At 40.4% G+C, this 23,884-nt stretch carries 21 protein-coding genes; 11 read left to right on the top strand and 10 right to left on the bottom strand.

Translation table 11 applies throughout. From position 1 onward, the window contains the following. Nucleotides 1–177: 177 nt before the first annotated feature. From efp to AAFF35_RS29335, 6 genes are all read right to left on the bottom strand, one after another. Nucleotides 178–738: an elongation factor P gene (efp, locus tag AAFF35_RS29360; protein ID WP_342329994.1), complete on the bottom strand. Its 561-nt coding sequence runs from the start codon at nt 736–738 to the stop codon at nt 178–180. 157 nt (nt 739–895) lie between these two features. Next, entirely contained in the window at nt 896–1,510 is a 615-nt protein-coding gene (locus tag AAFF35_RS29355) for an ATP-binding cassette domain-containing protein (RefSeq protein ID WP_342329993.1), read from the bottom strand. 11 nt (nt 1,511–1,521) lie between these two features. Next, nucleotides 1,522–2,307: an acyl-ACP--UDP-N-acetylglucosamine O-acyltransferase gene (gene lpxA / locus AAFF35_RS29350; RefSeq protein WP_074611404.1), complete on the bottom strand. Its 786-nt coding sequence runs from the start codon at nt 2,305–2,307 to the stop codon at nt 1,522–1,524. Next, nucleotides 2,304–3,716 carry a bifunctional UDP-3-O-[3-hydroxymyristoyl] N-acetylglucosamine deacetylase/3-hydroxyacyl-ACP dehydratase gene (locus AAFF35_RS29345; protein ID WP_342329992.1) on the bottom strand — a complete coding sequence of 471 codons (1,413 nt, stop codon included), beginning with the start codon at nt 3,714–3,716 and terminating at the stop codon, nt 2,304–2,306. The genes lpxA and AAFF35_RS29345 overlap by 4 nt, the downstream gene beginning before the upstream one ends. Continuing rightward, complete coding sequence (gene lpxD, locus AAFF35_RS29340) at nt 3,716–4,789, bottom strand: UDP-3-O-(3-hydroxymyristoyl)glucosamine N-acyltransferase (protein WP_342329991.1); 1,074 nt, start codon at nt 4,787–4,789, stop codon at nt 3,716–3,718. Before lpxD ends, AAFF35_RS29345 begins: the two co-directional genes overlap by 1 nt. 121 nt (nt 4,790–4,910) lie before the next feature. Next, nucleotides 4,911–6,134 (bottom strand): HD domain-containing protein, encoded by a 1,224-nt coding sequence (locus tag AAFF35_RS29335; RefSeq protein WP_342329990.1) that lies wholly within the window; start codon nt 6,132–6,134, stop codon nt 4,911–4,913. Between the two features lie 104 nt (nt 6,135–6,238). Here AAFF35_RS29335 and AAFF35_RS29330 point away from each other — a divergent pair, with 104 nt between their 5' ends. The 4 genes from AAFF35_RS29330 (at nt 6,239) to AAFF35_RS29315 (ending at nt 10,277) form a co-directional block, all read left to right on the top strand. Then, entirely contained in the window at nt 6,239–7,795 is a 1,557-nt protein-coding gene (locus AAFF35_RS29330) for a bifunctional response regulator/alkaline phosphatase family protein (protein WP_342329989.1), read from the top strand. An 84-nt stretch (nt 7,796–7,879) separates the two neighbouring features. Then, nucleotides 7,880–8,296: a tRNA (adenosine(37)-N6)-threonylcarbamoyltransferase complex ATPase subunit type 1 TsaE gene (gene tsaE, locus AAFF35_RS29325; protein ID WP_342329988.1), complete on the top strand. Its 417-nt coding sequence runs from the start codon at nt 7,880–7,882 to the stop codon at nt 8,294–8,296. 62 nt (nt 8,297–8,358) lie between these two features. Continuing rightward, on the top strand, nt 8,359–9,585 hold the full coding sequence (locus tag AAFF35_RS29320; RefSeq protein WP_342329987.1) for an alanine dehydrogenase: 1,227 nt from the start codon (nt 8,359–8,361) through the stop codon (nt 9,583–9,585). A gap of 5 nt (nt 9,586–9,590) precedes the next feature. Beyond that, nucleotides 9,591–10,277 (top strand): M15 family metallopeptidase, encoded by a 687-nt coding sequence (locus AAFF35_RS29315; RefSeq protein WP_342329986.1) that lies wholly within the window; start codon nt 9,591–9,593, stop codon nt 10,275–10,277. Here AAFF35_RS29315 and AAFF35_RS29310 read toward each other — a convergent pair. Genes AAFF35_RS29310 through AAFF35_RS29300 form a run of 3 tightly spaced genes read right to left on the bottom strand, consistent with a single transcriptional unit; the run spans nt 10,272 to nt 13,142 of the window. Next, a complete protein-coding gene (locus tag AAFF35_RS29310; RefSeq protein ID WP_342329985.1) occupies nt 10,272–10,778 on the bottom strand; it encodes a phosphoglycerate mutase family protein in 507 nt (168 codons plus the stop codon). The two genes, AAFF35_RS29315 and AAFF35_RS29310, sit on opposite strands and share 6 nt — an antisense overlap. Continuing rightward, nucleotides 10,775–11,806: an aminotransferase class I/II-fold pyridoxal phosphate-dependent enzyme gene (locus AAFF35_RS29305; protein WP_342329984.1), complete on the bottom strand. Its 1,032-nt coding sequence runs from the start codon at nt 11,804–11,806 to the stop codon at nt 10,775–10,777. Before AAFF35_RS29305 ends, AAFF35_RS29310 begins: the two co-directional genes overlap by 4 nt. Beyond that, complete coding sequence (locus AAFF35_RS29300) at nt 11,793–13,142, bottom strand: D-alanyl-D-alanine carboxypeptidase (protein ID WP_342329983.1); 1,350 nt, start codon at nt 13,140–13,142, stop codon at nt 11,793–11,795. The genes AAFF35_RS29305 and AAFF35_RS29300 overlap by 14 nt, the downstream gene beginning before the upstream one ends. A gap of 29 nt (nt 13,143–13,171) precedes the next feature. Here AAFF35_RS29300 and AAFF35_RS29295 point away from each other — a divergent pair, with 29 nt between their 5' ends. From AAFF35_RS29295 to AAFF35_RS29285, 3 genes are all read left to right on the top strand, one after another. Then, nucleotides 13,172–14,422 (top strand): aspartyl protease family protein, encoded by a 1,251-nt coding sequence (locus AAFF35_RS29295; RefSeq protein ID WP_342329982.1) that lies wholly within the window; start codon nt 13,172–13,174, stop codon nt 14,420–14,422. Nucleotides 14,423–14,484: 62 nt separating this feature from the next. Beyond that, complete coding sequence (locus AAFF35_RS29290) at nt 14,485–15,423, top strand: hypothetical protein (RefSeq protein ID WP_342329981.1); 939 nt, start codon at nt 14,485–14,487, stop codon at nt 15,421–15,423. A gap of 96 nt (nt 15,424–15,519) precedes the next feature. Further along, nucleotides 15,520–15,711, top strand: a complete 192-nt coding sequence (locus AAFF35_RS29285) for a cold-shock protein (protein WP_008241764.1) — start codon at nt 15,520–15,522, stop codon at nt 15,709–15,711. A gap of 64 nt (nt 15,712–15,775) precedes the next feature. On the opposite strand, the gene AAFF35_RS29280 is transcribed toward AAFF35_RS29285, so the two are convergent. Further along, the gene (locus AAFF35_RS29280) at nt 15,776–16,564 is read right to left on the bottom strand and encodes a glycerophosphodiester phosphodiesterase family protein (RefSeq protein ID WP_342329980.1); all 789 of its coding nucleotides are present in this window, start codon (nt 16,562–16,564) and stop codon (nt 15,776–15,778) included. A 122-nt stretch (nt 16,565–16,686) separates the two neighbouring features. Here AAFF35_RS29280 and AAFF35_RS29275 point away from each other — a divergent pair, with 122 nt between their 5' ends. From AAFF35_RS29275 to AAFF35_RS29260, 4 genes are all read left to right on the top strand, one after another. Beyond that, a complete protein-coding gene (locus AAFF35_RS29275) occupies nt 16,687–19,998 on the top strand; it encodes a hypothetical protein (protein ID WP_342329979.1) in 3,312 nt (1,103 codons plus the stop codon). Nucleotides 19,999–20,008: 10 nt separating this feature from the next. Continuing rightward, nucleotides 20,009–20,449, top strand: coding sequence for an rRNA maturation RNase YbeY (gene ybeY, locus AAFF35_RS29270; RefSeq protein ID WP_342329978.1), 441 nt, complete (start codon nt 20,009–20,011; stop codon nt 20,447–20,449). A gap of 813 nt (nt 20,450–21,262) precedes the next feature. After that, nucleotides 21,263–23,122 carry an ABC-F family ATP-binding cassette domain-containing protein gene (locus tag AAFF35_RS29265; protein ID WP_342329977.1) on the top strand — a complete coding sequence of 620 codons (1,860 nt, stop codon included), beginning with the start codon at nt 21,263–21,265 and terminating at the stop codon, nt 23,120–23,122. Between the two features lie 432 nt (nt 23,123–23,554). Next, nucleotides 23,555–23,767 (top strand): hypothetical protein, encoded by a 213-nt coding sequence (locus AAFF35_RS29260; RefSeq protein ID WP_342329976.1) that lies wholly within the window; start codon nt 23,555–23,557, stop codon nt 23,765–23,767. The last annotated feature ends 117 nt before the right edge of the window (nt 23,768–23,884 follow it).

Here is a 23,884-nt window from a genome sequence, read left to right as displayed (position 1 = left end):
TGAAAAAATGATTCTAAAAGGAATGCGGAAGGGCAGTTGAGCGCGCATAAATGGGAGCGATCCGGCGATCCTGATGATCGGGAGCCAAGGTAAAAAAAAGCGGGTAAAAAAAGATGGCTTCGGGAACCACTCCGAAGCCACAATCAACCTAAACCTAAAACTAAACTATGAAAATTCTTATTTTACTCTTTCTATATAGTCACCTGTACGGGTATCAACTTTAACCTTGTCGCCTTGGTTGATAAACATTGGGACTTTTATTTCTACTCCTGTTTCCACAGTAGCGTATTTTAATGCGTTTGTAGAGGTATCGCCTTTTACAGCGGGCTCTGTATAAGTAATCTCCAGCTCAACATGTGAAGGTATCTGTGCCATAATTGGCTCTTCACTTTCGAATGCGATGATTACATTCATTCCTTCTTTTAAGAATTTAACACTTTCGCCGAACAACGTTCTTGGAATGTTAAACTGCTCGAAGGAACTGATGTCCATTACTACCAAAAAATCGCCATCTTCGTATAAATACTGGTAATCATTGGTCTCAACACGACAAATTGTTACTTCCTCATCAGTGCGAAATCTATATTCAACCAGTTTCCCGGTTTTAACGTTTCGCATTTTTGCCTGGTAAAAAGCTCTCAAGTTTCCAGGAGTGCGGTGTAGAAATTCTTCTACTTGAATTAGTTCTCCGTTAAACCGAAGGACATTCCCACTTTTTACGTCTGATGCTTTTGCCATTTTATTTGAAATTGCGCCTAACCATTTTGGCCCTTTTTCGTGCCGCAAAGGTAAAGACTATTTTTGGATTACACAATAGTAAATTAAAAAAATATTTTATTCCTTGAATTTCTTCGTTTAAAGAGCATTCAAGGCAGATGACAAATATAAAAAATCGCTATTTATAATCCGTGATCTGTATCAAATGTTGACAAAACGAATACTCAATCTCCTGATTTGACCCTACGATGACTAATCTTTTATCCGTAAAATTGGCGATTAAGTCCAAATACCAGCGTACTCCCTGTTGATCGAGATTAGAAGTTGGTTCATCCAATAATAGAATTGGTGTGTCTGCACAGAAAGCCAGTGCCAGCTTGGTACGCTGTTTCATTCCCGAAGAGAAGTATTTTAAAGCCTTGTCCTGCGACTTCTCCAGTCCCAGCAGCGCTAACACTGCCGCCTTGCTCATGTCCTTGTAAAGCCCCTTAAATTTGAAATGGAAATCTATCGTCTCTTCCAGCGTAAATTCTTCTATCAAATCCAGGTAAGGTGCTGCGAAACTCAGGTGCTTGTAAATATCATCTACAGCAATGTTTTTTTCACCCTGGTAGCTTATTTCTCCTTCGGAAGGGGACAAACTACCAAGGATTAAACTCAATAAGGTCGATTTTCCTGAACCATTCGGTCCAAGGATGGCATATTTGCCAGGAGTATCAAATTCGTAATCAAAATTTCGAAAAATCCACTCCTGATTAAACCTTCTACCGGCCTTATTTAAGCTGATCTTCATGAAATTCCAGATTAGCTTCCTGAACCGAAGCCTTTCATTACCCCCCTGTTAGAATTTCTGATGAAATCAACAATTTCATCACGAATTTCTGTGGGTGCAAACTCCGCCTCAATCATATCCAGCGCTTTGGTTACATTGTTATGCTTCACAAATAAGACCCTGTAGATCTCCTGAATCTCGTTAATTTTTTCAGAAGAGAAACCTCTTCTTCTCAATCCTACGGAATTGATTCCTGCATAGGAAAGTGGCTCACGAGCCGCTTTTACATACGGAGGAACATCTTTTCTTACCAATGAACCACCGGTTACAAAGGCATGAGATCCAACTTTTACGAATTGATGAATGGCAACTAAGCCTGCCAGAACCACATAATTCCCAATCGTAATGTGCCCCGCAAGGGTTGTACTATTGGAAAAAATGCAATAATCACCTACTTCACAATCGTGTGCAATATGAGAATAAGCCTGGATCAGACAGTTACTACCGATAACGGTCTTCCATTTATCTTTAGTTCCTCTGTTGATCGTTACGCACTCTCTGATCGTCGTGTTATCGCCGATCTCTGCAGTCGTTACTTCACCTGCAAATTTCAAATCCTGGGGCACGCCTGAGATTACTGATCCAGGGAAAACCCGACAGTTTTTCCCAATTCTGGCGCCATCCATGATGACCACATTCGACCCGATCCAGGTCCCTTCACCAATTTCTACATCCTTGTGTATCACTGCAAAAGGCTCAATTACTACATTATCGGCAATTTTTGCCTGCGGATGTATATACGCTAAGGGTTGTATCATGATACGGTTTCGCTTTCTTTAACTTTTACAATTTGGGCCATCATTTCTGCTTCCACAACAACTTTTCCTCCTACCATTCCCACACCTTTCATTTGTGCAATGCCTCTTCTGATTGGCTCCATCAAGTCACATCTGAAAACGATGGTGTCACCAGGTAATACCTGCGCTCTAAAGCGTACGTTATCTATTTTTAAGAATAAGGTTAGGTAATTTCTCGGATCAGAAACGGTACTTAAAACTAAGATACCACCGGTCTGAGCCATGGCTTCGATCTGAATCACTCCAGGAAAAACCGGGGCACCAGGAAAATGCCCCTTGAAGAATTCCTCATTCATAGTTACATTTTTAACCCCTACAACATGCGTTTTAGACAGTTCCAGGATCTTATCAATGAACAGGAATGGTTGTCGGTGTGGCAGGATATCCATAATCTGTACCACATCATAAAGTGGTTTTACAGATGGGTCATAAACATGCTGCACCTTTTTATTTTTTTCTTTTTTTATCGCTGCTTTAATCTTTTTAGCAAAAGCAACGTTTGCGGCATGTCCCGGACGGGCAGCCATAATATGTCCTTTTAAGTGAACCCCTACCAAGGCAAGGTCACCTATCATATCTAATAATTTATGTCTTGCAGGCTCATTTTGATACCGCAGCTCCATATTATTTAAAATTCCCTGAGGAGCAACTTCCATAGCCGTCCTGTTAAAGATTTTTGCCAGGTGATCTAGTTCTTCCTTAGTTACTTCTTTATCCACGATCACAATGGCGTTATTCAAATCACCACCTTTAATCAGGTTATTTTGAAGCTGGTATTCCAATTCATGAAGGAAACAGAACGTTCTGCAGGAAGCAATTTCCTTTTTAAACTCCGCAATGCTTGAAATTCCCGCATGCTGGCTTCCCAATACCGGTGAGTTATAGTCGATCATACAGGTAAACCTGTAATCATCTAAAGGCATGGCTACAATTTCCACTTTTCTGTCCGGCTCAGTATAGGTGATATTGTGAGGAATCTGAAAATATTCCCTGTCTACCTCCTGCGCCTGAACACCAACGCTTTCAAGTGCCTCCAGAAACAACATGGCACTACCGTCCATAATTGGCGTTTCCGGCCCATCAAGCTTCATCAATACATTGTCCAGATCCATTCCCACCAAGGAAGCCATTACATGCTCCACAGTACTGATACTGGCTCCGTTCTGAGAAATCGTTGTTCCTCTTGCGGTATCTGTAACATTGTCACAATCAGCGTCAACAATCGGACTTCCCGGTAAATCGGTTCTTTGAAATTTAAATCCGTGATTTTCTGGTGCCGGACAAAAAGTAAGCGTCACATTCGCCCCGGTATGAAGGCCTACACCCTGTACTGAAACTTCGCTCTTTATAGTTTTTTGCTTAACATTCATTATTTTGCTATTGTGCTGTTTTGTTCTATTATTGCTTTTAGTTCTGATATCGTCTGCTCTAATGAGGCAATCCGTTTTTCAACAGTTGGCAATTGTTTAAATATTACTGAGGCTCGCATCCAGTCTCTTAAAGGCTGAGCCGGGCTGCCATGCCATTGTTTATTCTCGATCGTTGTATTAAAATTTATTCCTGCCTGAGCACCAATTTGCGTACCTTTTGCAAGACTAAGGTGACCGGCAATACCAACCTGTCCACCTACTACGGAGTTTTCTCCAAGTCTCGTACTACCAGAGATTCCGGTCTGTGCAGCAACAACCGTGTGCGCGCCAACATCCACATTGTGGGCAATCTGAATCAGATTATCCAGCTTAACGCCTTTTCTGATAAAAGTAGAACCCATTGTGGCCCTGTCAATTGTCGTATTCGCTCCGATTTCCACATCATCTTCAATCACCACGTTTCCAATTTGTGCGATTTTTGAATAAGTACCGTCTGGTTGTGGTGCAAAACCAAAGCCATCGCTTCCAATTACGGTATTGGAATGGATGTTTACATTGTCGCCCATCATCGTTCTGTTGTAAATTTTTACACCAGGAAAAACAAGGCAGTTGTTTCCAATCTGACTATCGGCGCCAATAAATACCTGCGACTGGATCTTAGTTCCGTCGCCAATTACCACATTTTCACAAATATAGCTAAAGGCACCTATAAATACATTTTTACCGATTTTTGCCGAAGGATGGATAAAACTGGGTTCCTCCACTCCGGATTGAATATTCATCTGATTCACCACCTCATTGTACTTTTCCAATAAAACGGAAAATGCACTGTACGGATCTGCGACTTTAATTAGGGTGCTTTCAACAGCTTGTGCAGGGAAAAAGTCGTTCCCTACAATAACTATTGAAGCTTTTGTTGAATATAAATAGCTTTCATATTTTCGATTAGACAGAAAACATAAAGACCCAGCAGTACCGTTTTCTATCTTAGAAAGTTCTGTTACTTTAGCGTTTTCATCGCCTTCAATGGTGCCATCTATAAATTCGCTTATCTGCTTGGCAGTAAATTGCATCGTACAAAGTTAAGTGTTAAATTGATATGAACAAATAAACCTATTTAGGTTATCATCCAATCATTAGATCTAAGTAAAATCTAAAAACGGGATTAAAAGTTAATTATTTTGTTAAAAAATGCTAAATTATTCGGGGATAGCATAGTATGTGCTTGGTTACGGTCTTATCTAAGGATTCTAAGTTAGATAAATCTGATGCTTTTGCAATATCAATGATGGTATTGTTTTTCAGTAAAATATTGATATTTCCACTTCCGGCATTGTATGCTCTGTTTTCAATGATATCAGTAAAAACAAAATAAGAGACCTCATGGGCATTTAGTTTCATCATATCAGCGGTATTCTCTTTTATCCTTTGAAGTCTGTCCAAATCGGGTGCTGTTGAGCTGATCTCTACTTTATAAAGACTTCGACGGATAAACATCTGGCAAAGCTGCGCCAATATCCGATCAGAATGATCCGCCCAAACCTTAACTGAGGCAAAAATATCCTGGTCATCGAGCTTGGAAAACTGTGCCAAATGAATTTCGAAACTAAAGAACTCCTCTTCCCTGACTTCATTTCTTAGAAAATGCTGCAATGCCGGGGTCGCAAAAAGAACTTCACCATGTCCGGAAAGTTCTTTCGCACGTTCCAGGATTTTAACCAGCAGGTATTCTCCGGCAACAACCGTTTTATGCAGGTAAACCTGCCAGTACATGAGTCTTCTGGCAATCAGGAAGTTTTCAATAGAATAAATGCCCTTTTCTTCGATCACCAGCTGATCGTCCAGAACGTTAAACATTTTAATAATTCTGTCGAAACTGATCACTCCCTCGCTGACACCGGTAAAGAAACTATCCCTGTTCAGATAGTCCATTCGGTCCAGGTCGAGTTGTCCCGAAACCAATTGCGGAAGGAACTTTTTAGGATAATCTCCCTTAAAAATATTAATTGCTTCGGTTAGCCGTCCGCCAAATTCTACATTGAGCTTCTGCATCATCAGCATAGAAATATCCTCATGCTTGATTCCGTTAACCAACGTATGCTCCAACGCATGCGAAAAAGGACCATGTCCGATGTCATGTAAAAGAATGGCAATAGTGGCAGCCTCTTCTTCCTCTTTGCTGATCGGATGACCTTTACTTCTAAGGACTTCAATGGCCAGACTCATTAAATGCATTGCACCTAAGGCATGATGAAACCTGGTGTGTAACGCCCCCGGATACACCAAATGCGTCATCCCCAATTGCTTTATATACCTTAACCTCTGAAAATAAGGATGTGAAATCAGGTCAAATACTAATTCAGAGGGGATATTAATGAAGCCATATACCGGATCATTTATGATTTTCTTTTTGTTCAATCCTTAAAAATAAATTATACGGTACAAAAATTGCTATTTTTATCCATACTAAGAAAGGGAACTTTCTTTTTTGAAAGATTAATTTATTTTATACAAATAACATAATGCAGGAAACCAAAATTTTATGGGCCGACGATGAGATTAACTTATTAAAACCACATATATTACTACTAAACGAAAAAGGCTACCATGTGACGACCTTCACAAATGGTAATGACGCGCTAGAAGCCTTTGGTAAAGAGCATTTTGACCTGGTATTTCTAGACGAGAACATGCCTGGTTTAACCGGACTGGAAACCCTTACTGCGATCAAAAATATCCGAAATGATGTCCCCGTAGTACTCATCACTAAAAGTGAAGAAGAAAACTTAATGGAGGACGCAATTGGCTCTAAAATTGACGATTATCTGATTAAACCGGTGAACCCAAAACAGGTTTTACTGACCATTAAAAAGATCATTGATAATAAACGTTTAGTCAGCGAAAAGACATCTATGGCCTATCAGCAAGATTTTCGACGCTTAGGAATGACCTTAAATGACAAACTAAGCTATGGGGAATGGGTGGAAGTCTACAAAAAACTTGTTTTCTGGGAGTTAGAACTGGAAAAATTGGATGATCCGCAAATGCACGAGATTCTTACGATGCAGAAATCGGAAGCCAATACACAGTTTTCAAAGTTCATTGAAGACAATTATCTCGGCTGGGTTAATGGGAAAGAAAAAGCCCCGCTCCTTTCTAATGAGCTCCTGAAGACAAAAGCATTTCCGCTTATCAATGGGAACAATACTCCGGTATTCTTTATTCTGATCGATAATTTACGATATGACCAGTGGCGGATCATAAATCCGTTGATCACAGAACATTTCCGTCTGGACGAAGAAGACACCTATTCCAGTATTCTTCCTACAGCTACCCAATATGCAAGAAATGCCATATTTTCAGGCTTAATGCCTTTAGAAATGGAAAAACGCTTCCCGGGACTATGGCAGAATGACGACGATGAGGGCGGAAAAAACATGCATGAAGGAGCATTCCTGGCAGACCAGATTAAAAGAAGTCTGCGTAAGGACTGCAAGTTCAGCTACAATAAGATCCTGACCTATGATGATGGAAAAGCGCTGAATGATCAAATTAACAACTTGCTTCAAAACGATTTTAATGCGATTGTATACAACTTTGTCGACATGCTTTCTCACGCAAGGACAGATATGCAGATGATTCGTGAGCTGGCCAATGACGATGCGGCTTACCGTTCCTTAACGCTTTCCTGGTTTGAACACTCTCCGCTAATGGAATTGCTGAAAAAGATTTCCCAGAAGAAAGTTAAACTTGTGATTACAACAGACCACGGAACGATTAGGGTAAAACATCCAAGCAAAGTGATTGGCGACAGGAATACCAATACCAACCTACGCTATAAACAGGGCAGAAATCTAAATTATAATGCTAAAGAGGTATTCTTAATCAAGAATCCTCATGAAGCGCAATTGCCTAAGATCAATATCAGTTCGAATTATATCTTTGCAAAAGAAGACCGTTATTTTGTGTATCAAAACAACTATAATCAGTTCGTAAATTATTATAATGAGACTTTCCAGCATGGAGGCATCTCCCTGGAAGAAATGATCATTCCTGTAGCGACCTATAGCTCCAGATAAATAGATGACATCAGATGGAATCCAAGTTTGCAAACTCGGATTCCATTTTTTTTAAATAAATTATAAAATAACTATTACTCTCTGATGAAACTTGAGGTTAATCATTTAGCGGACCTGGATCAGGCTGCTATAGAGGTGCTGGCATTTGCCCCGGACGAGCGCATCTTTATCTTTGAAGGTGAGATGGGCGCTGGGAAAACCACCTTCATTAAGGCGCTAGCCAAGGCCCTTGGCGTAAAAGAAGTGGTATCCAGTCCAACCTTTTCTATTGTAAATGAATATGAAGGAAGGGAAAAGAACATTTATCATTTTGACTTTTACAGAATAAAGAATCTTCAGGAAGCCTATGACATTGGCTATGAGGAATACTTTTATTCGGACCATATTTGCCTGATCGAATGGCCGGAAAAAGTTCAGGAACTCCTGCCGGATCATTACCTTAAAATAGAAATTACAGCTTCCGGAGAAAATGAAAGAGTACTGTCAATTTCTAAAATATAAATTCCAAATGCACTTATTTTCAGGTATTTTGCTTAATTTCAATCCAAATATTGATAAATAAAATGGCTACAGGATTACGTGAAGGAATGGCCTCAATTGCTCAAAAAGGGCTGATACAGCCTAAAGAGACTTTGTCTGAAACCAATAAGAAAAACAACAGTCTGTACATTGGCATTCCGAAAGAGATTTCCTTTCAGGAGAATAGAATTGCATTGACCCCTTTATCTGTGGCCTTGTTGATCAACAACGGCCATCGGGTGATTATTGAAAGCGGGGCCGGTGTTGGCGCTAATTTTTCCGATAATGACTACAGCGAGCAGGGAGCAACAATTTCATTCCATAAGAAAGATGTTTTTGAAGCAGACATCCTTGTAAAGATTGCCCCTCCAACATTGGAAGAGATTGCGATGATGCACAAAGGGCAAACACTCATTTCTGCTCTTCAAATGGGAGGCCTCAAAGAAAATTATCTTAAAGCACTCCTGAATAAAAAAATTAATGCACTATGTTTTGAGAACCTTCGTGACGAAGGAGGAATTTTGAGCGTTGTCCGAGCGATGAGTGAAATTGTCGGCGCAACGTCAATTTTTATTGCTGCCGAATATTTAAGCACCGCCACCGGAGGGAAGGGACTGATGCTTGGTGGCTTCACCGGAGTACCTCCAACAGAAATTGTCATTTTAGGGGCCGGAACGGTCGGAGAATACGCCGCGCGTACGGCATTATCTCTGGGTGCGGAAGTAAAAGTGTTCGATAGCTCTATCTATCGCCTTAGAAGGCTTCAAAATAACTTAGGGAGCAGGGTGTTCACTTCGGTGATGCAACCTATCGTTTTAGGCAAGGCAATTACCACCTGCGACGTCGTGATCGGTGCGATTCGTGCAACTCATGGCAGAAGCCCCTGTATTGTCATGGAAGAGACCGTCACCAGAATGAAACCCAACTCGGTGGTCATTGATGTCAGCATTGACCAGGGTGGCTGCTTCGAAACTTCGGAAGTGACCAACCACAGCAACCCCGTTTTCAGAAAACATGAGGTGATCCATTATTGTGTACCAAACATTGCTTCGAGGGTTCCCCGAACAGCGTCTTATGCACTGACCAATATTTTTGCGCCCATCTTACTGGACATCGGAGATATGGGTGGACTAATGGGCGTAGTCTGGAGTAAGCCCGGAATCAGGGAAGCGCTATACATCTATCAGGGACACCTCACGAATAAGGACCTCGCCAACATGTTTAGTCTTCCTTACAAGGATATAGAGTTGCTGGTCGTTTCTAATCAATAATAAGAATGATAAAAGTCCTTTTCCTTCTTTTTTTTGGTCTTCCTTTTTTTACGCTTTCCGCACAGGATAAAAAGAACACTTCGGCTCCAATCAAAGTAATCAGCAATTATGAAACTTACCTGAAGTCTTGTCAGGACAATCCGAAGAACAGGCTGGTAGAACTTAAAAAAGAGATTCCAGATCTTGTTTTGGACATTCGATATGCCGGCACCAATAATTTCATGAAACTGGCGGTTTATAAACAAGCGAGGGCTTTTGCGAGAAAGCCCGTCAGCGATCAGTTAAAACGCATCCAAAAGAAACTTCGCAAAAAGGGCTATGGCCTAAAAATTTACGATAGCTACCGCCCCTATACAGCAACGAAGACCTTATATATTAAAGCTTCGAACAAAAACTTCGTCGCCAACCCCAAACAAGGCTCCAGACACAACAGAGGCTGCGCAGTTGACCTTAGTCTCATTTACCTGAAGACAGGGAAAGATGTACCCATGCCAACTCCATACGATAGTTTTTCAGCGAAAGCTGCTGCTGCCTATACTGACCTGCCTGAGCCTGTTAAGAAAAACAGAGACTTGTTAATCCAGGTCATGGAAGCGCATGGATTTAAGGTCCTCCACAACGAATGGTGGCACTTTGACTTCAAGACCTGGCAAAATTATGCCCTAATGGACATTCCATTCGAGCAACTATAGCTTTCCGTAATGCTTATGCTTCAGTTTCACATGGCCTCCCTTAATTTCCAGGAGAAAGATATGACTATACTCCTGCTCAGTGATCTCCTTTAATGGCGATCTAGCACCGAAAGCGGCAATAATACCCGGTATTCGATTAGAATGACTGCAAATCACCACGTTTTTTCCCTTGTAGTAATTTAAGACCGTATCAACCAGGGTTTTATTGTCCTTTGAATTATAGAATTTTAAACTCAGGTTTCTTTGTGATGCCAGCGGGGTTAGCGTTCCCCTGGTTCTTTTGTAATCTGTGCTGAATAATGCGTCAATTTTCTTTCCTTTAAGGTATTTAACCAGCGTCTCTGCCCTTTCTTTCCCTTCAACACTTAGTTCCGGATCTTTTTCTTTCGGATCTGTAAGGTCCTTTTCCCCATGTCTTACAATCCAGATCCGGGTAGTTTCTTGTGCCTGGAGACCTTGTCCTGCCATTAAAATCAGGAAAACAAATAGAATACGTTTCATAATGCCAAAATTAACTGGTTAATATTTTCTTTAGTATGCCAACTGCTCAACACCACCCGATCGATGGGCTGACTCTGCGAATCCGGATAAGGAAAGGAAGAAATCAGGATCTTCTGCTCCAAAAGCCTTTCAAAGGTCTTTTTTCCGGCATGATAAAAAACCGGAAATCCAGGCACGTGCTGCCAGTCCGAAGTAATCCGGGAGGCAAACCAAGCGGATAATTCCACTAATTTTTCCTGCTCCTGCCGATAGATATTCGCTGCCTGCATAAAAGCATATAACCCAGCTGCCGCAGGAGGTGAGGCCCCTAAAAATTCGTTGCTGGTTTTTAGCTGTCTGATGATCTTGTCTGATCCCAGTATAATCCCAGCGTCCAGGCCAAGTGCCTTTGCCATAGAAGCAACGACAATAACTTCCACTTCAGCAGTTTTCGGAATCTGGTTAAAAATTCCCTTTCCACCATCTAAAATGCCTATGCCGTGAGAATCATCTACGATCAAAATGACTCTTTTCCCCGGAAGAATCTCTTTAACAAATGAAAAGTCATAGCATTCCGGAAAGAGATTATTCAAAGAATTGCTGATCAGCACCCAATCTTTCCGATCGCTGGTATTGATGCTTTCCAGGCTTTTCCTGGCCCACTGAGTGAAGTTACCTTCAGTTAACGGCTTCTGCCCGGCCCAAAGTGCCGGGTGTGTTTGTGGCGCATATAACACCCCTTCTGTGCCAGAAAAGAATTTGACCGTTAGCTGGGCTGCAAGATAGCCACTGGAAGTAACGAGTGCAGCATCCGCCCCAAATTGTGCTGCGGCATAACACTCGGCCTCATTATACAGCCCCAGCTGAATGTTATTGTTCCTGCTCGTCCCATTATTCAACCCAAATTTGGCGATCCCTTCGAGGTAAAGTTCTAAAAATCCAGAATGTTGCGGAATCCCAAGATAAGCCGTCCCTCCAAAATATAAATATTGCTGCTCTTCCAGTATAATACTGGAAGAGAAAGGCATTTTCAGGTTAAAATTTTTCATGCACCTCCGTTATAATCCTTCCTATTTCATTTCTAACCATGCTGACCGGAGCCACAAAATTATTATTCATGAAAGCATAAATATATACTTTACCCTTCTTAGTCATCACATATCCGCTTTGATTATGAACGTTAGACAGCGTGCCTGTCTTGCCAAAAACATAGGGCGTTTCCGTTCTGGGGTAAGCGTTCTTTAAAGTTCCTGATTTTCCACCTGCAGGCAACAAATTAAAAAGCAGATTTTGATCCTTTACCTCTTTATAAATCAAATTCAAAACCATTGCCATATCTCTGGGCGTAACTAAGTTCATCCTTGACAATCCAGAACCATCCACCCATACTGCGGAATCCGGCAAAGCAGCCAGGTAAGTCTTCAATACATGTTTAATGGTTTTTTCCGTGCTGAGTTCATTCCCGAGTTGATTGGAGCAAACGAGTAACAGTTGCTCTGCAATAAAGTTATCACTGGGCTGTAACATCTCTTTTAACAAGGCCTTGGTACTTACATTATAATAGGTTTTAGCATCCTCCGGCATTGTCATATGAACCAGACCGACAGGTTTATGTAAGGTATCAGAGAGTAACGCGAGGGTGGTTGCTGTGCTTAACCGATAAGGAATCTCCTGAGAAAAGCCTTCAGGAGCTTTTCCCATAGGGTGAATAAAGAGGTTCTCTGTCAGGTTTCTTTGGATTTTAAAGGCCTGGTTTAAACTGCTGCTATCTGTGATAACACAGTCCTTAAATCCTTTTGGCTGGATTTGCAGTGTCCCATTACGCATCTTAACACTCAGCAGATTGTCCATGATAGGAAATTCATTGATCTCTGCTTGGTAATAATCGTTATAATCATCCCAGGACCATCCTTTTCCATAAAAAAGTCCGGTATACCTTCCCGGAGCGAAGAAAATCTTCCGGTTTGTTGCTTTCAAAAAATCTAATGCATGGCTGGACTTCAGCCTGCTCTGCAAAAAGGAGGGATCGCCCGTTCCCCAGAAGATCAAAGAATCACTCCGTTCCACATAACGAAGTGAGGGAATGGAGTCTCCAAGCATTTTTAAGACCGCATAAAAAGTAAAAAGTTTTGTATTTGACGCGGGAATGAAATATCTATTCCCGTCTTTTTCAAAGATCTGCTTTCCATTATCCGGATCATATAAAACAAACCCAACAGCATTCCCCTTCAGAATTTTTGACTGCTTAAAATTGCGCTTGAGGTTGGAGGAAAGTCGTTTTTCGGTAGAGCAGGCAGCCAATAAGAGGCCGCTGAGCAGCAAAGAAACAAGAACAGCCCCTTTATTAAAAATATAAATTTTGTTTTTATCCTTAACCATATCCATACTGAGCACTAATTTATTAAATTAGTTCAATGAAACTGCCGACAACCGCTATTAAATTGACCAGCCTAAAGACATTTTTGATCTTAATGGCTTTGATCTTTATGATGGAGGCTGGTTATGCCCAGGTTTTCGAGTTTAGCGGCACCCGTAAAAAAGATGTAATTAACTTTTCGTTGATCAAGAATCTGATCATCATTCCGGTGTACATTAATGAAAAGGGACCATTTAATTTCATTCTGGACACTGGGGTTGGCCCGATGATCATTTCCGATCCGGGACTCGCGGATAGTCTGAAGATTAAAGACCTTCGTACCATAAAAATAGCCGGTCTGGGAAAAGGCAATGAAATTGAAGCTTTTGTTTCCAGATCCATTTCCGCAAGAGTGGGTAAAGCGTTTATTGATCAGATTCCCACGGCCATCCTCAAGGAAGACCTCTTCAGGTTATCGAGCTATGTTGGAATGCCCATTCACGGTTTATTGGGGTATCACTTTTTTAAAAGCTTTATTGTAGATGTAAAATATTCCTCCAAAAGACTGATTTTCTTTACCCCGGGCCTGAACAGAAAAATCAAAGGGGAACGGGTTCCTTTAGAGCTCATCAACGACAAGCCCTATGCCATGATCAATATTGAGTCCTCAGAGTTGGGAAGTCTCCCTATTAAAGTACTCATAGATAATGGCGCCAGTCATGCGATCTCTCTGGAAATTCTGAATGAAAAACCATTTCCGGTGCCTTCTACGTCCATTCCGGCAAACCTGGGAATGGGCCTTGGTGGCCCTATCAGTGGAAATATCGGAAGGATAGCCTCCTTAAAGATCGGAGAATTCAGTCTGAAGAAGGTCCTCAGTTCTTTTCCAAAATATGATGAAGTGGCGGGAAAAATTCTAATGAAGGACAGGAATGGAAATCTTGGGGCAGATGTCCTGAGTCGCTTCGACATTGTCTTTGACTATGCCGACAACGGCATGTACTTAAAGCGCAACAGCAATTTTAAGCGTCCCTTTGAGCATGACATGGCTGGAATGGAAGTTTACGCAGATGGTCCTGGCATTGATCACTATTTTATCAGCAGAATTGAACCAGACTCTCCGGCAGAAAGCAGTGGTTTTGAGCCGGAAGACGAAATTGTTTATATCAATTTTGTTCCCGCAACCAGCTATACCCTTACCGAAATCAACAGAATTTTAAGAGCCGGAGATGGAAAAACGGTCATCGTCACCGTATTGAGAAAGGAGAAACTCTACATTAAACTGTTAAAACTTAAACAAAGAATATAAACTCTTCCGATTCTTATAACTTTGCCTTCCAGTAGCTAATCCGATACCATTATTTTTTTTGCATGCCTAAAAAATTCATTTTTATTCTGGCAATTGCTTTCAGCTTTTGCCTCAGTTGTAATTCCATATCTAGGGAAGAGCAACGAAAAAGCACCCGAACACTGTCTTTTGAGCCCATTAAAGGCATAAAATATTATGAAGTAAAGCGTCGTTTCAGTACCGGCTTGTCCTTTAATGAAATGGGCTTTCAGCAGGAACCATCCTGGATTATCCAATTTCATTCCAGTGACTCCATTCTCGCTTACAGTCCGCAGAAACTAAAAATGCAGGGCTTCCATCTGCATTATGACCATGGGGATGTTTATAATTTCGCCAAAGAATGGTTCCGGATCAAAAAGATCAGCAAAGATAGTCTACTCATGCAGCGCCTCCAGGTTACAAAAAAAGAAATTGCTAAAGACATTCGTTCAGATGTAAACATCACTTACTATTCGAAGGATTACATTGAAAAGACCCTTAAAACTACAGCAGAGCAGTTGCAAAAACCAACCCCTGCAGACAGCATTTATATCCGCCAGCTCTCGGAGCGTTCTAACCGAAACCCTGCCAACCGCGACAGCGCATTTGCCGGCCGCCAGCCAGTCTCTTTGATCTCACTGAGCGATATGATCAGCGTAGAAAAATTAAATATGGTAGATAAGCTAAACGGAAAGACAGAAGCCTATGATTACCTCTTCCCCAGATACAGGATCGATATCACAAAGGCCTACGAGGATTTTGGCTATGATTTTTCCGTGGTCGTTGATGCGAGAGGAAAAATGCACCTGGGAACTTTCCGATCTCCCCTTCCGGAGAACTACGAACCCCGCAAAAAAACACTCGAAGCCATCATCAATGTCTATCTCCAAAATCTTTTAAAAATTAGTCCCGGAAAGACGCTTGGGATACCACATTCCAGTGAAATTAACCTCTCAGTTTCAGGCAGAAAGGCTGCAAAATAACCGCTCAAAAATTTATATTTACCAAAAAATGAAGCATTTGTATATTATTAAAAATATTCCGTATCTTGCACACTTAATTTATTAATAAATAATACAATGCAAGAAGGAACAGTAAAATTTTTTAATGTAACTAAAGGTTTCGGATTCATCATTCCAGCTAACGGAGATAGCGAAATTTTTGTACATTCAACAGGCCTTATCGATGAAATTCGTGAAAACGACAAAGTTGAATACGATGTTGAAAGCGGTAAAAAAGGGTTGAATGCGATTAATGTTAAAGTAATCTAGATTATTAAAAACATAATTGTACAGCATCGCGGACAACCGCGATGCTTTTTTGTTGAAAAAGGTTTTATTTTCTGGATTTAATGGTCTCAAATAACAACTCAGGCTCATTGGTTGTGATAAATTCCACCTGATTGTCCAAGAGCCAGTTCATGTCTTCGACAGTATTTACCGTCCAGGCATTGAGCGTCAGTCCCATTTCTTTTGACTTGACAAACCAATCTCCTTTCTTGTATACCGAAAAATGGTAGTCTGCACCATAAAAACCATCTTGCTTCATTTTTTCAAGAGAAGCATCCCCATTCAGGTAAGCCACATTGGCCTTTGGCTGTAATGCCAGAACCTCTTTCAGGATGTCATAGCTGAAGCTGATATAATCGACCCAACGATCTGCTTTCAATGTTCTCACCAGTTCGACACTGCGTTTTGTCATTTGCAAATCGCGTTCCGCACTGATTTTCGAAGGCTTTAGTTCCAGGATCAATTTGGTATGTTTTTGCTTCATGCCCTCTCTTAAATAGGCCTCCAATGTAGGTATTTGCTCCCCGTTAGTCATCTTTTTTTCGAGTAGCTGACTATAGGTCGAGCCCGCAATGGACATCCCCAGAAAATCCGGATCATGATTGACCACCAAAATGCTATCAGAAGTCATGTGTACATCAAATTCAGATCCGTAACAACCCAATCTTACCGCTTCTTTCAGCGAGGCGATGGAATTCTCAGGCAAGCCCTTCTTCTTCCAGGCTCCCCGGTGTGCGATCACTTTGTTTTTATTCCAGGTTTCCATAGTCTGATTTGTTAATTTGCTGGTAGAAAGTATGGCGATCATTGCAATGGCCAAAATGGAGTTTGTCATGAAGTAATTTTTTAGATTTCGTACAAAAAACGCCATATCAGCGTTAATTTAATGCTATTATATCATTAATTTTATCAAAACCCGTATTCATTCTTTACCTTTAAGATCCAGTTGGCTTTTAAATGAACAACAATTACGAGCTTTTAATTTCAAAAGTGAATGAATTTACGCAAAAGTTTTACCTCAATAAACTCTTGCGTGGAAGCATTTATGCTGCGGCAGTACTGCTGGCCTTGTATCTCTTTATTTTTCTGTTTGTTTATTATACCCACCCAGGAATCACCGTTAAAACGGTTCTTTTCTTTTCCTCTCTGGCCGCCTCACTGTATATCATTGGATTCTGGATCATTATTCCTGCGCTTTCCTACTTTAAGCTTGGAAAGAACCTTAGCATTGAACAAGCGGCGACCCTGATTGGGAATCACTTTTTTAATGTCAAAGATAAGCTATTGAATACCCTTCAGCTAAAGGCGCTTGCAGACAAAAGTCCGGAAAGCAATATGCTTATCATGGCTGGAATAGACCAGAAGATCCAGGAATTAAAACCAATTCCTTTTACCAATGCCATCCGTCTGGATGAAAACAAAAAGTACCTGAAATATTTTCTGGCGCCTTTGTCTGTCATTATCCTTATTGCCATCATTGCCCCTGCCATTTTAAAGGAAGGCACCAATGGCTTTGTGCAGTACAACAAGGAAATTCTCCCAAAGGCCCCCTTCAATTTTGAGCTGTTAAACAACTCTTTACTTCGTTCGCAGGGGGACGACCTGACTTTAAAGCTTAAAATCACCGGAAATGAAATTCCTCAGGAGGTGTATATTTCTGATGGACCGAATACTTACAAATTAGAAAAAGAAAACAACAACCGGTTTCAATATACTTTTAAGAACCTTCAGAAAAATAAAGAAATCCGATTTTCTGCAGGAGGATTTAGTTCTTCTCCCTATTTGATTGAAGTGAAACCGCGTCCATCTGTTATCGGAATGAGTGCCAGTTTACGTTACCCGGCATATCTTGGAAAGAAAACAGAATTGATTGCAAATGCGGGCGACCTCCTGTTACCGCAAGGAACTGTGGTAACCTGGTCCTTAAACACAGAAAACAGTGATCAACTGATCTTCATTTTAGGTCAGCAGTCACACCTCCTCTCTGCTCAAAATAATACTTTTCAATTTAGCAGTACGATCCTTAAAAATACGGATTACAGTGTTACTCCAAAAAACAAATACATCAGCAGCAGGGACTCCCTGATTCATCAGATCGGTGTGATTGCAGACGAATATCCCAATATTTCCCTTACTGAAGCTGCCGACTCCCTGAGCAGCAAAGCACTTTATTTCTCAGGAAACATCTCAGATGACCATGGCTTTACCGCTTTAAAATTCATTTATACTGTTTCTGATAATGGCAAAGTCACGAGTAGGGTTAGTAAATCCATTCCGGTAAAAAAGGCACAACAGGAGAATGCCTTTTTCTTCTTCTGGGACCTTAGTCTGGCTGGCATAAAACCGGGTCAGCAATTGGAGTATTACTTTGAGGTTTCAGATAATGATGGTGTGAATGGTCCAAAAACGACGAAATCTGCCATTAAAACCTATGAACTTCCTTCTCCTCAACAAATAGCAGAGAAGATCAATCAGGGCAGTCAGGCTTTAAAACAAAAAATGGAAAAGGCCATTAAACTGGCCGGCAACGTGGAAAAGGAAAGCAAAAAACTTGGCGAAACCTTACTGGATAAAAAACAGCTGAATTTTGACGATAAGAAACAAATCCAACAGTTGCTGGACAAGCAGAAACAGCTGGAAGATGCCGTTAAAGAGATTAAACAACTGAATGAAAAAAACAGCTTTGAGAAAGAGGAGAATAACACCCTCAAAGAAGAGCTGATGGAAAAGCAGAAAAAAATAGACGAACTGTTTAACAATGTCCTGGACGAAAAAACAAAGGCTTTGCTGGAAAAACTGCAGAACTTAATGGACCAGAATAACAAAGATCAGACACAGAATGAGCTCTCCAAGATGCAGATGGACAACAAATCGCTGAAAAATGAGCTTGACCGCATTCTGGAACTCTATAAACAGCTGGAGTTTGAGCAAAATCTTCAAAACAATATCGACCGCCTAAATGAGCTTTCTAAAGCACAGAAAGACCTTGCAAAACAAAGCAAGGACAAGAACAGTCCCATAAATGAGTTAAAAAAACAACAGGAAGAGCAACGCTCCGCATTTGAAGAGATCAGGAAAGAGCTGGAGAAAATAAAGGAAAAAAACGAGCAACTGGAACGGCCTAATCCTTTCCAAAGCCCGGAAAAGGAAGCTAAAGATATCCAGCAACAGCAAAAAGACAGCAAAGAAAACCTGGATAAGAACAATCGCCAGAAAGCTGCAGAAAACCAGCAAAAAGCAGCCGAGCAGATGGAGGAAATGGCAAAAAAGATGAGCGACATGCAGCAGGAATCAGAGGAAATGGAAAACAACCTTAATGCACAGGAATTGCGTCAATTACTCGAAAACCTTTTAAAAACCTCTTTTGATCAGGAAAAAGTAATGCTAGACCTGAGAAAGATCAACAGCAATGACCCACTTTACACCTCCAATGTGCAGCAACAAAGAAGCATAAAAGACAATATGAAAACCATTGCTGACAGCTTGTTTTCACTCAGCAAAAGAGTGCCACAGATTGAAAGTACGGTAAGTGAAGAGGTTCAGAAAATCAATTTCAATATGGATAAAAGCCTGGAAAACCTTGGAGAAAGGAATACTTCGGCTGCCAATAAGAACCAGCAATACACTATGACTTCCATCAATAACCTATCGCTGATGCTAAATGAAGCACTGGAACAACTGCAGAAGATGAAGAAAAATTCCAGCGGAAGCGGAAAAGGAAAAAAACAAAGCATGAAGCAATTGCAGCAAATGCAGCAGCAATTGAACAACAACATGCAAAAAGCCCGGGATCAAATGCAAAAAAGTGGAAACAAGGGTGCGGTTCCAAAAGGGCAAATGAGTGAAGAATTTGCTAAAATGGCCCAACAGCAGCAAATGATCAGAGAGGCTTTACAGAAAATCAACAGAGAAGAAAATAAAGATGGAAAAGGCGGACTGGGAAACCTCAATCAAATGATAAAAGACATGCAGTCGACAGAGACGGAGTTGGTAAATAAGCGTCTGGAACAGGAGACCATGAACCGGCAAAAAGAGCTGTTAACGAAATTACTGGACGCAGATCAAGCTCAAAGGGAGCAGGATCAGGATTCCAAAAGAGAAAGTAAAGCCGGAAAGGACCTGACTCCATCCTATCAGCAAATGCTGGATAAGTTCAAAAAACTCCAGCAAAACGAGACGGAATGGATCCAGAAATTACCGCCAAGCCTGAACTACTATTACAAAAATAAAATTGCAGAATATTTTAAATTGCTAAATTCGGCCCAATAATTTCAGAAACATGAGTAAACCTGCAATCCACTTTTTCACCGAAGACCTTAGTTATACCCTTAAAAAGAAAACACTTCTTAAGGCCTGGATCAAGTCTGTGATAGAAGAAGAAGGATATGCATTACAGGAGTTGAACTTTATTTTATGCTCAGACGAATATTTACTGCGTATAAACCAACAATACCTGAATCATGACACTTATACCGACGTCATTACTTTTGATAACTCAGAAGCGCTTAAAATGATTGTTGGTGATATTTTCATCAGTCTGGAGCGGATTCAGGAAAATGCCAAAGAATTCAAGCATACCGTTGCCGACGAATTGTGCCGCGTAATGGCGCATGGGACCCTGCACCTGCTGGGCTATAAAGACAAAGGCAAAGCGGCAAAAACACTGATGACGGAGAAAGAAGATTATTATCTGGCAACCTTAAAAATCCAGCAGGGATAGCCGCTCCTCCTGCTGTTACTACTATTGCGCAGAGTCCTCCATCTTTTTTAGGCGTTGATAGAACGATAAGGCCAGTTTGTCTAAATTAAATACCTGATGGTCTAATGAATGAGATAATTTGAAACGTTTTTCTAAAAATGACGTCTTATGGTTAAATCTTTCATCTAAAACCGGATATCATGAAAACTGCGCTAAAAAAATTTATGATTGCCGCTGTAGCGGTGGTCATCCTTACAGGAACAAAATTCGGAAAAAAATCTGCCGAGAGAATAGCGACTATAGTACATGCCATTAAATAATGTGCTTTGTATATCCCCTATTGATCAATTATTTCTCTCCAAATCCTTTGGTAAAAAATCACCGCATATTACCTTAAGTTTCTTCCTTTAATCTTCCTTCGACTACAACAGTTACCTGAAACATCCTAAAGACAGGGCTGAAGCGTACCAGGAACGTCTTTCAGGTCGAAAAGACGTTCCTGGTACGTTCATGGTACGTTCCAGACCCGCTCCAGATAACTGTTGTAGTCGAAGGAGGGTACTGCCGTGGTAGTGTTATGGTTGAGTTGTATCGTTCTATAGGTTCTGGCCAAATATGGTGCGAAGTCTTTGCAGGTCTTCTTCGACTCCGACTCAAAGAAGAGTCGATCAAAACATGAAGAAGAGTCGACCAGCTTCACAACACTACCACAGCAATGCCCCTTTAGTTTCCTCAACAAAATACCTACATGTTCAATAGGCTCAACTATATACCAAAGAATTATTGCTTACTTTTGCAATAATTTCTTATCTAAAATATCGTTAAACACAGACTTTGAGCACACTAATTGCAGCGGAAAACTTAGGCCATGCCTACCATGACGAATGGCTATTTAAAAATTTAACCCTGGGGATTCAACCCGGACAACGCGTAGCGTTGGTTGGTATAAATGGTGCAGGAAAAAGCACCTTATTGAAATTACTTGCAGAAAGGTTTTCTCCATTAGAAGGCAAAATCGTAAAGAACAAATCCGTTAAGATTGGCTTCCTGGATCAGGAGCCTTCATTTCCGGATGGTTATTCGATAAGCGATTTCATCTTTTCTCTTGAAAATAAGCAGCAACAGCTGATCAAAGAGTATGAAGAGCTGATTGAAGATCCGAATCCGGATGAGAAAACATTAAATCGTTTATATGAAGAACTCAGCGAGCACAATGCCTGGGAATATGAGCACGAAATAAAAACGATTTTAAGCCGCATGGGGATCAATCATCTTCAGCAAAAGATCTCTACCCTCTCCGGTGGGCAGAAGAAGCGCCTGGCGCTCGCTAAATTGCTTATAGAGGATCCTGAAATCTATGTATTAGATGAGCCAACCAATCACCTGGACATTGATACCATCGAATGGCTGGAAAAACTCCTTACTTCGGGCAATAAAACTATATTATTAGTTACACACGATCGCTATTTCCTTGACAATGTCTGCAACACCATCGTCGAGCTGGACAGGGGAAAGATTTACAACTATAATGGCAATTATGCTTACTTCCTGGAAAAGAAATCTGAGCGTGAAGCAGCAGATGAAAGTACCTTTCAGAAGAATAAAAATCTCCTGAAAAAGGAATTGGAATGGATGAGAAGAATGCCGGCTGCCCGGACGACGAAATCTCAGTCTAGAATTGATGCTTTCTATGACTTAGAGAGCAAAACAAAACAACGGTCTGACAACCAGAGTGTTACGTTGAATGTTAAAATGTCCCGTCAGGGAAATAAAATATTAGAGCTGGACCATATCGGACAATCTTTTGATGATAAAAATATCATTAATGACTTCTCTTATACTTTTAAACGTGCAGATAGAATAGGACTAGCCGGTAAAAACGGAACAGGAAAGTCTACTTTACTCAATATCATTACCGGTTTCTTAACTCCGGAAAAAGGAAAAGTAAGCACGGGCGAAACGACTGTTTATGGTTATTATAAACAAGGCGGTCTGGCATTCAATGAAAAAGAAAGAGTAATTGATATTGTGAAGTCTGATGCCGAATATATTAAAATGGCAGACGGTCAAACCATTTCTGCATCTCAATTATTAACCTTATTCCTCTTCCCTCCCAAGAAGCAACATGGCATGGTAGAGAAATTAAGTGGAGGCGAAAAAAAGAGATTGCACCTCATGAAAGTTTTGATGCAAAATCCTAATTTTTTAATTCTGGATGAGCCAACAAATGATCTTGATATTGATACGCTAAATGTTCTGGAAGAATTCCTGGAAAACTTCCCGGGTGTATTAATCCTGGTTTCTCACGATAGGTATTTACTCGATAAAATGAGCGAGCAATTATTCATCATGGAAGGAAATGGTGATGTTGCAATTTATAATGGAAACTATTCCGAGTACCGCATTAGCTTAGAAACACAAAAAGAAAAAAGTGCTGTAAAAGCTAAAGAAGTTCCGGTTCAAAATACACAGAGCACGACTAAGAAATTAAGCTTTAAAGAGCAGAAAGAATTAGAAGATTCAGAAGCAAAGATTTCCGAATTAGAATCAGAAATCCAGGATCTGTCTACTTCTTTGTTAACCATTGATAGCGCAAACTATTTAGGCATTCAGGAAGTATCAAAAAAGATCGAGGTACTAAATGAAGAATTAGAAAAGGTAACCGAACGTTGGTTGGAATTATCTGAAAAATAACACCACCTTTTTAAAGCTGCCAGAGCATATAATTCATAAAAAATGAAAGACTCCCTGGCAGCTTTTAATAAAAGAAAATCAATATTCAAAACGCTGGCCTGGTCTCCGCTTTCAAAACTAAAAGCATCCCCCCTCTTCTCTTTTCTAAAGTACAGAAAATAAAAAATTAACGAAGATGAAGGAATGAAATTTAATATCCATCATTCCTGCGCTGATCAATTCAGAAAACAAAACATCTTTAATAAAAGAAAGACAATGGTAAAATGCAAGAACAGGATAAAAGCTGATGTCATTTAAAGCCCAGCAGCCTGGCTGTTCAAAAACAATACTTAATTACAATTCGCTTTCGAGATATGCTATAGCTGAATAAAACGCGCAGAAGAAATTAACTGTGTTAAATAAAAGATTAAAAAGAATTGATGATTTATCCCGATGCAGGAAAGTTTAATTATTCAACGTTTCAGTGATAGAATAGAAAAAGTTAAGCACTCCATTTGCATCCCGCTTAAAGTAGCGGTATTTAAATCAAGGGAAAGAGAAAAACAAAAGATAGTTCAAGGAATTTTGGAACATCATGATCAAAGAATAACAGAACGTTTTTTTAAACGTTCAATTGAAATAAAACAACAAATTAAAAGGGATTGAAATTAGCGCTTCTCCCCTATTAATTGATTAAATTTGACTATTGTTCCACGTGAAACAATCGAGTTTAACAGAGTCGACGTATTGCGTTCCACGTGGAACATAGATGTAAGAGATATA

It is taken from the genome of Pedobacter sp. FW305-3-2-15-E-R2A2 (assembly GCF_038446955.1).
Classification (GTDB): domain Bacteria; phylum Bacteroidota; class Bacteroidia; order Sphingobacteriales; family Sphingobacteriaceae; genus Pedobacter.
Note: the sequence above shows the minus strand (reverse complement) of the source record. Positions and strands in the feature narration are given on the sequence as shown.

Excerpts from the sequence above, each read along its gene's own strand:
- AAFF35_RS29345 (WP_342329992.1), bottom strand. The coding sequence starts at position 3,716 with ATGAATGTTAAGCAAAAAACTATAAAGAGCGAAGTTTCAGTACAGGGT.
- AAFF35_RS29315 (WP_342329986.1), top strand. The coding sequence starts at position 9,591 with ATGATAAAAGTCCTTTTCCTTCTTTTTTTTGGTCTTCCTTTTTTTACG.
- lpxD (WP_342329991.1), bottom strand. The coding sequence starts at position 4,789 with ATGCAATTTACTGCCAAGCAGATAAGCGAATTTATAGATGGCACCATT.
- AAFF35_RS29310 (WP_342329985.1), bottom strand. The coding sequence starts at position 10,778 with ATGAAACGTATTCTATTTGTTTTCCTGATTTTAATGGCAGGACAAGGT.
- AAFF35_RS29260 (WP_342329976.1), top strand. The coding sequence starts at position 23,555 with ATGCAGGAAAGTTTAATTATTCAACGTTTCAGTGATAGAATAGAAAAA.
- AAFF35_RS29320 (WP_342329987.1), top strand. The coding sequence starts at position 8,359 with ATGGCTACAGGATTACGTGAAGGAATGGCCTCAATTGCTCAAAAAGGG.
- AAFF35_RS29295 (WP_342329982.1), top strand. The coding sequence starts at position 13,172 with ATGAAACTGCCGACAACCGCTATTAAATTGACCAGCCTAAAGACATTT.
- efp (WP_342329994.1), bottom strand. The coding sequence starts at position 738 with ATGGCAAAAGCATCAGACGTAAAAAGTGGGAATGTCCTTCGGTTTAAC.
- tsaE (WP_342329988.1), top strand. The coding sequence starts at position 7,880 with ATGAAACTTGAGGTTAATCATTTAGCGGACCTGGATCAGGCTGCTATA.
- AAFF35_RS29290 (WP_342329981.1), top strand. The coding sequence starts at position 14,485 with ATGCCTAAAAAATTCATTTTTATTCTGGCAATTGCTTTCAGCTTTTGC.
- AAFF35_RS29280 (WP_342329980.1), bottom strand. The coding sequence starts at position 16,564 with ATGACAAACTCCATTTTGGCCATTGCAATGATCGCCATACTTTCTACC.
- AAFF35_RS29300 (WP_342329983.1), bottom strand. The coding sequence starts at position 13,142 with ATGGATATGGTTAAGGATAAAAACAAAATTTATATTTTTAATAAAGGG.
- lpxA (WP_074611404.1), bottom strand. The coding sequence starts at position 2,307 with ATGATACAACCCTTAGCGTATATACATCCGCAGGCAAAAATTGCCGAT.
- AAFF35_RS29330 (WP_342329989.1), top strand. The coding sequence starts at position 6,239 with ATGCAGGAAACCAAAATTTTATGGGCCGACGATGAGATTAACTTATTA.
- AAFF35_RS29305 (WP_342329984.1), bottom strand. The coding sequence starts at position 11,806 with ATGAAAAATTTTAACCTGAAAATGCCTTTCTCTTCCAGTATTATACTG.
- AAFF35_RS29355 (WP_342329993.1), bottom strand. The coding sequence starts at position 1,510 with ATGAAGATCAGCTTAAATAAGGCCGGTAGAAGGTTTAATCAGGAGTGG.
- AAFF35_RS29285 (WP_008241764.1), top strand. The coding sequence starts at position 15,520 with ATGCAAGAAGGAACAGTAAAATTTTTTAATGTAACTAAAGGTTTCGGA.
- ybeY (WP_342329978.1), top strand. The coding sequence starts at position 20,009 with ATGAGTAAACCTGCAATCCACTTTTTCACCGAAGACCTTAGTTATACC.
- AAFF35_RS29275 (WP_342329979.1), top strand. The coding sequence starts at position 16,687 with ATGAACAACAATTACGAGCTTTTAATTTCAAAAGTGAATGAATTTACG.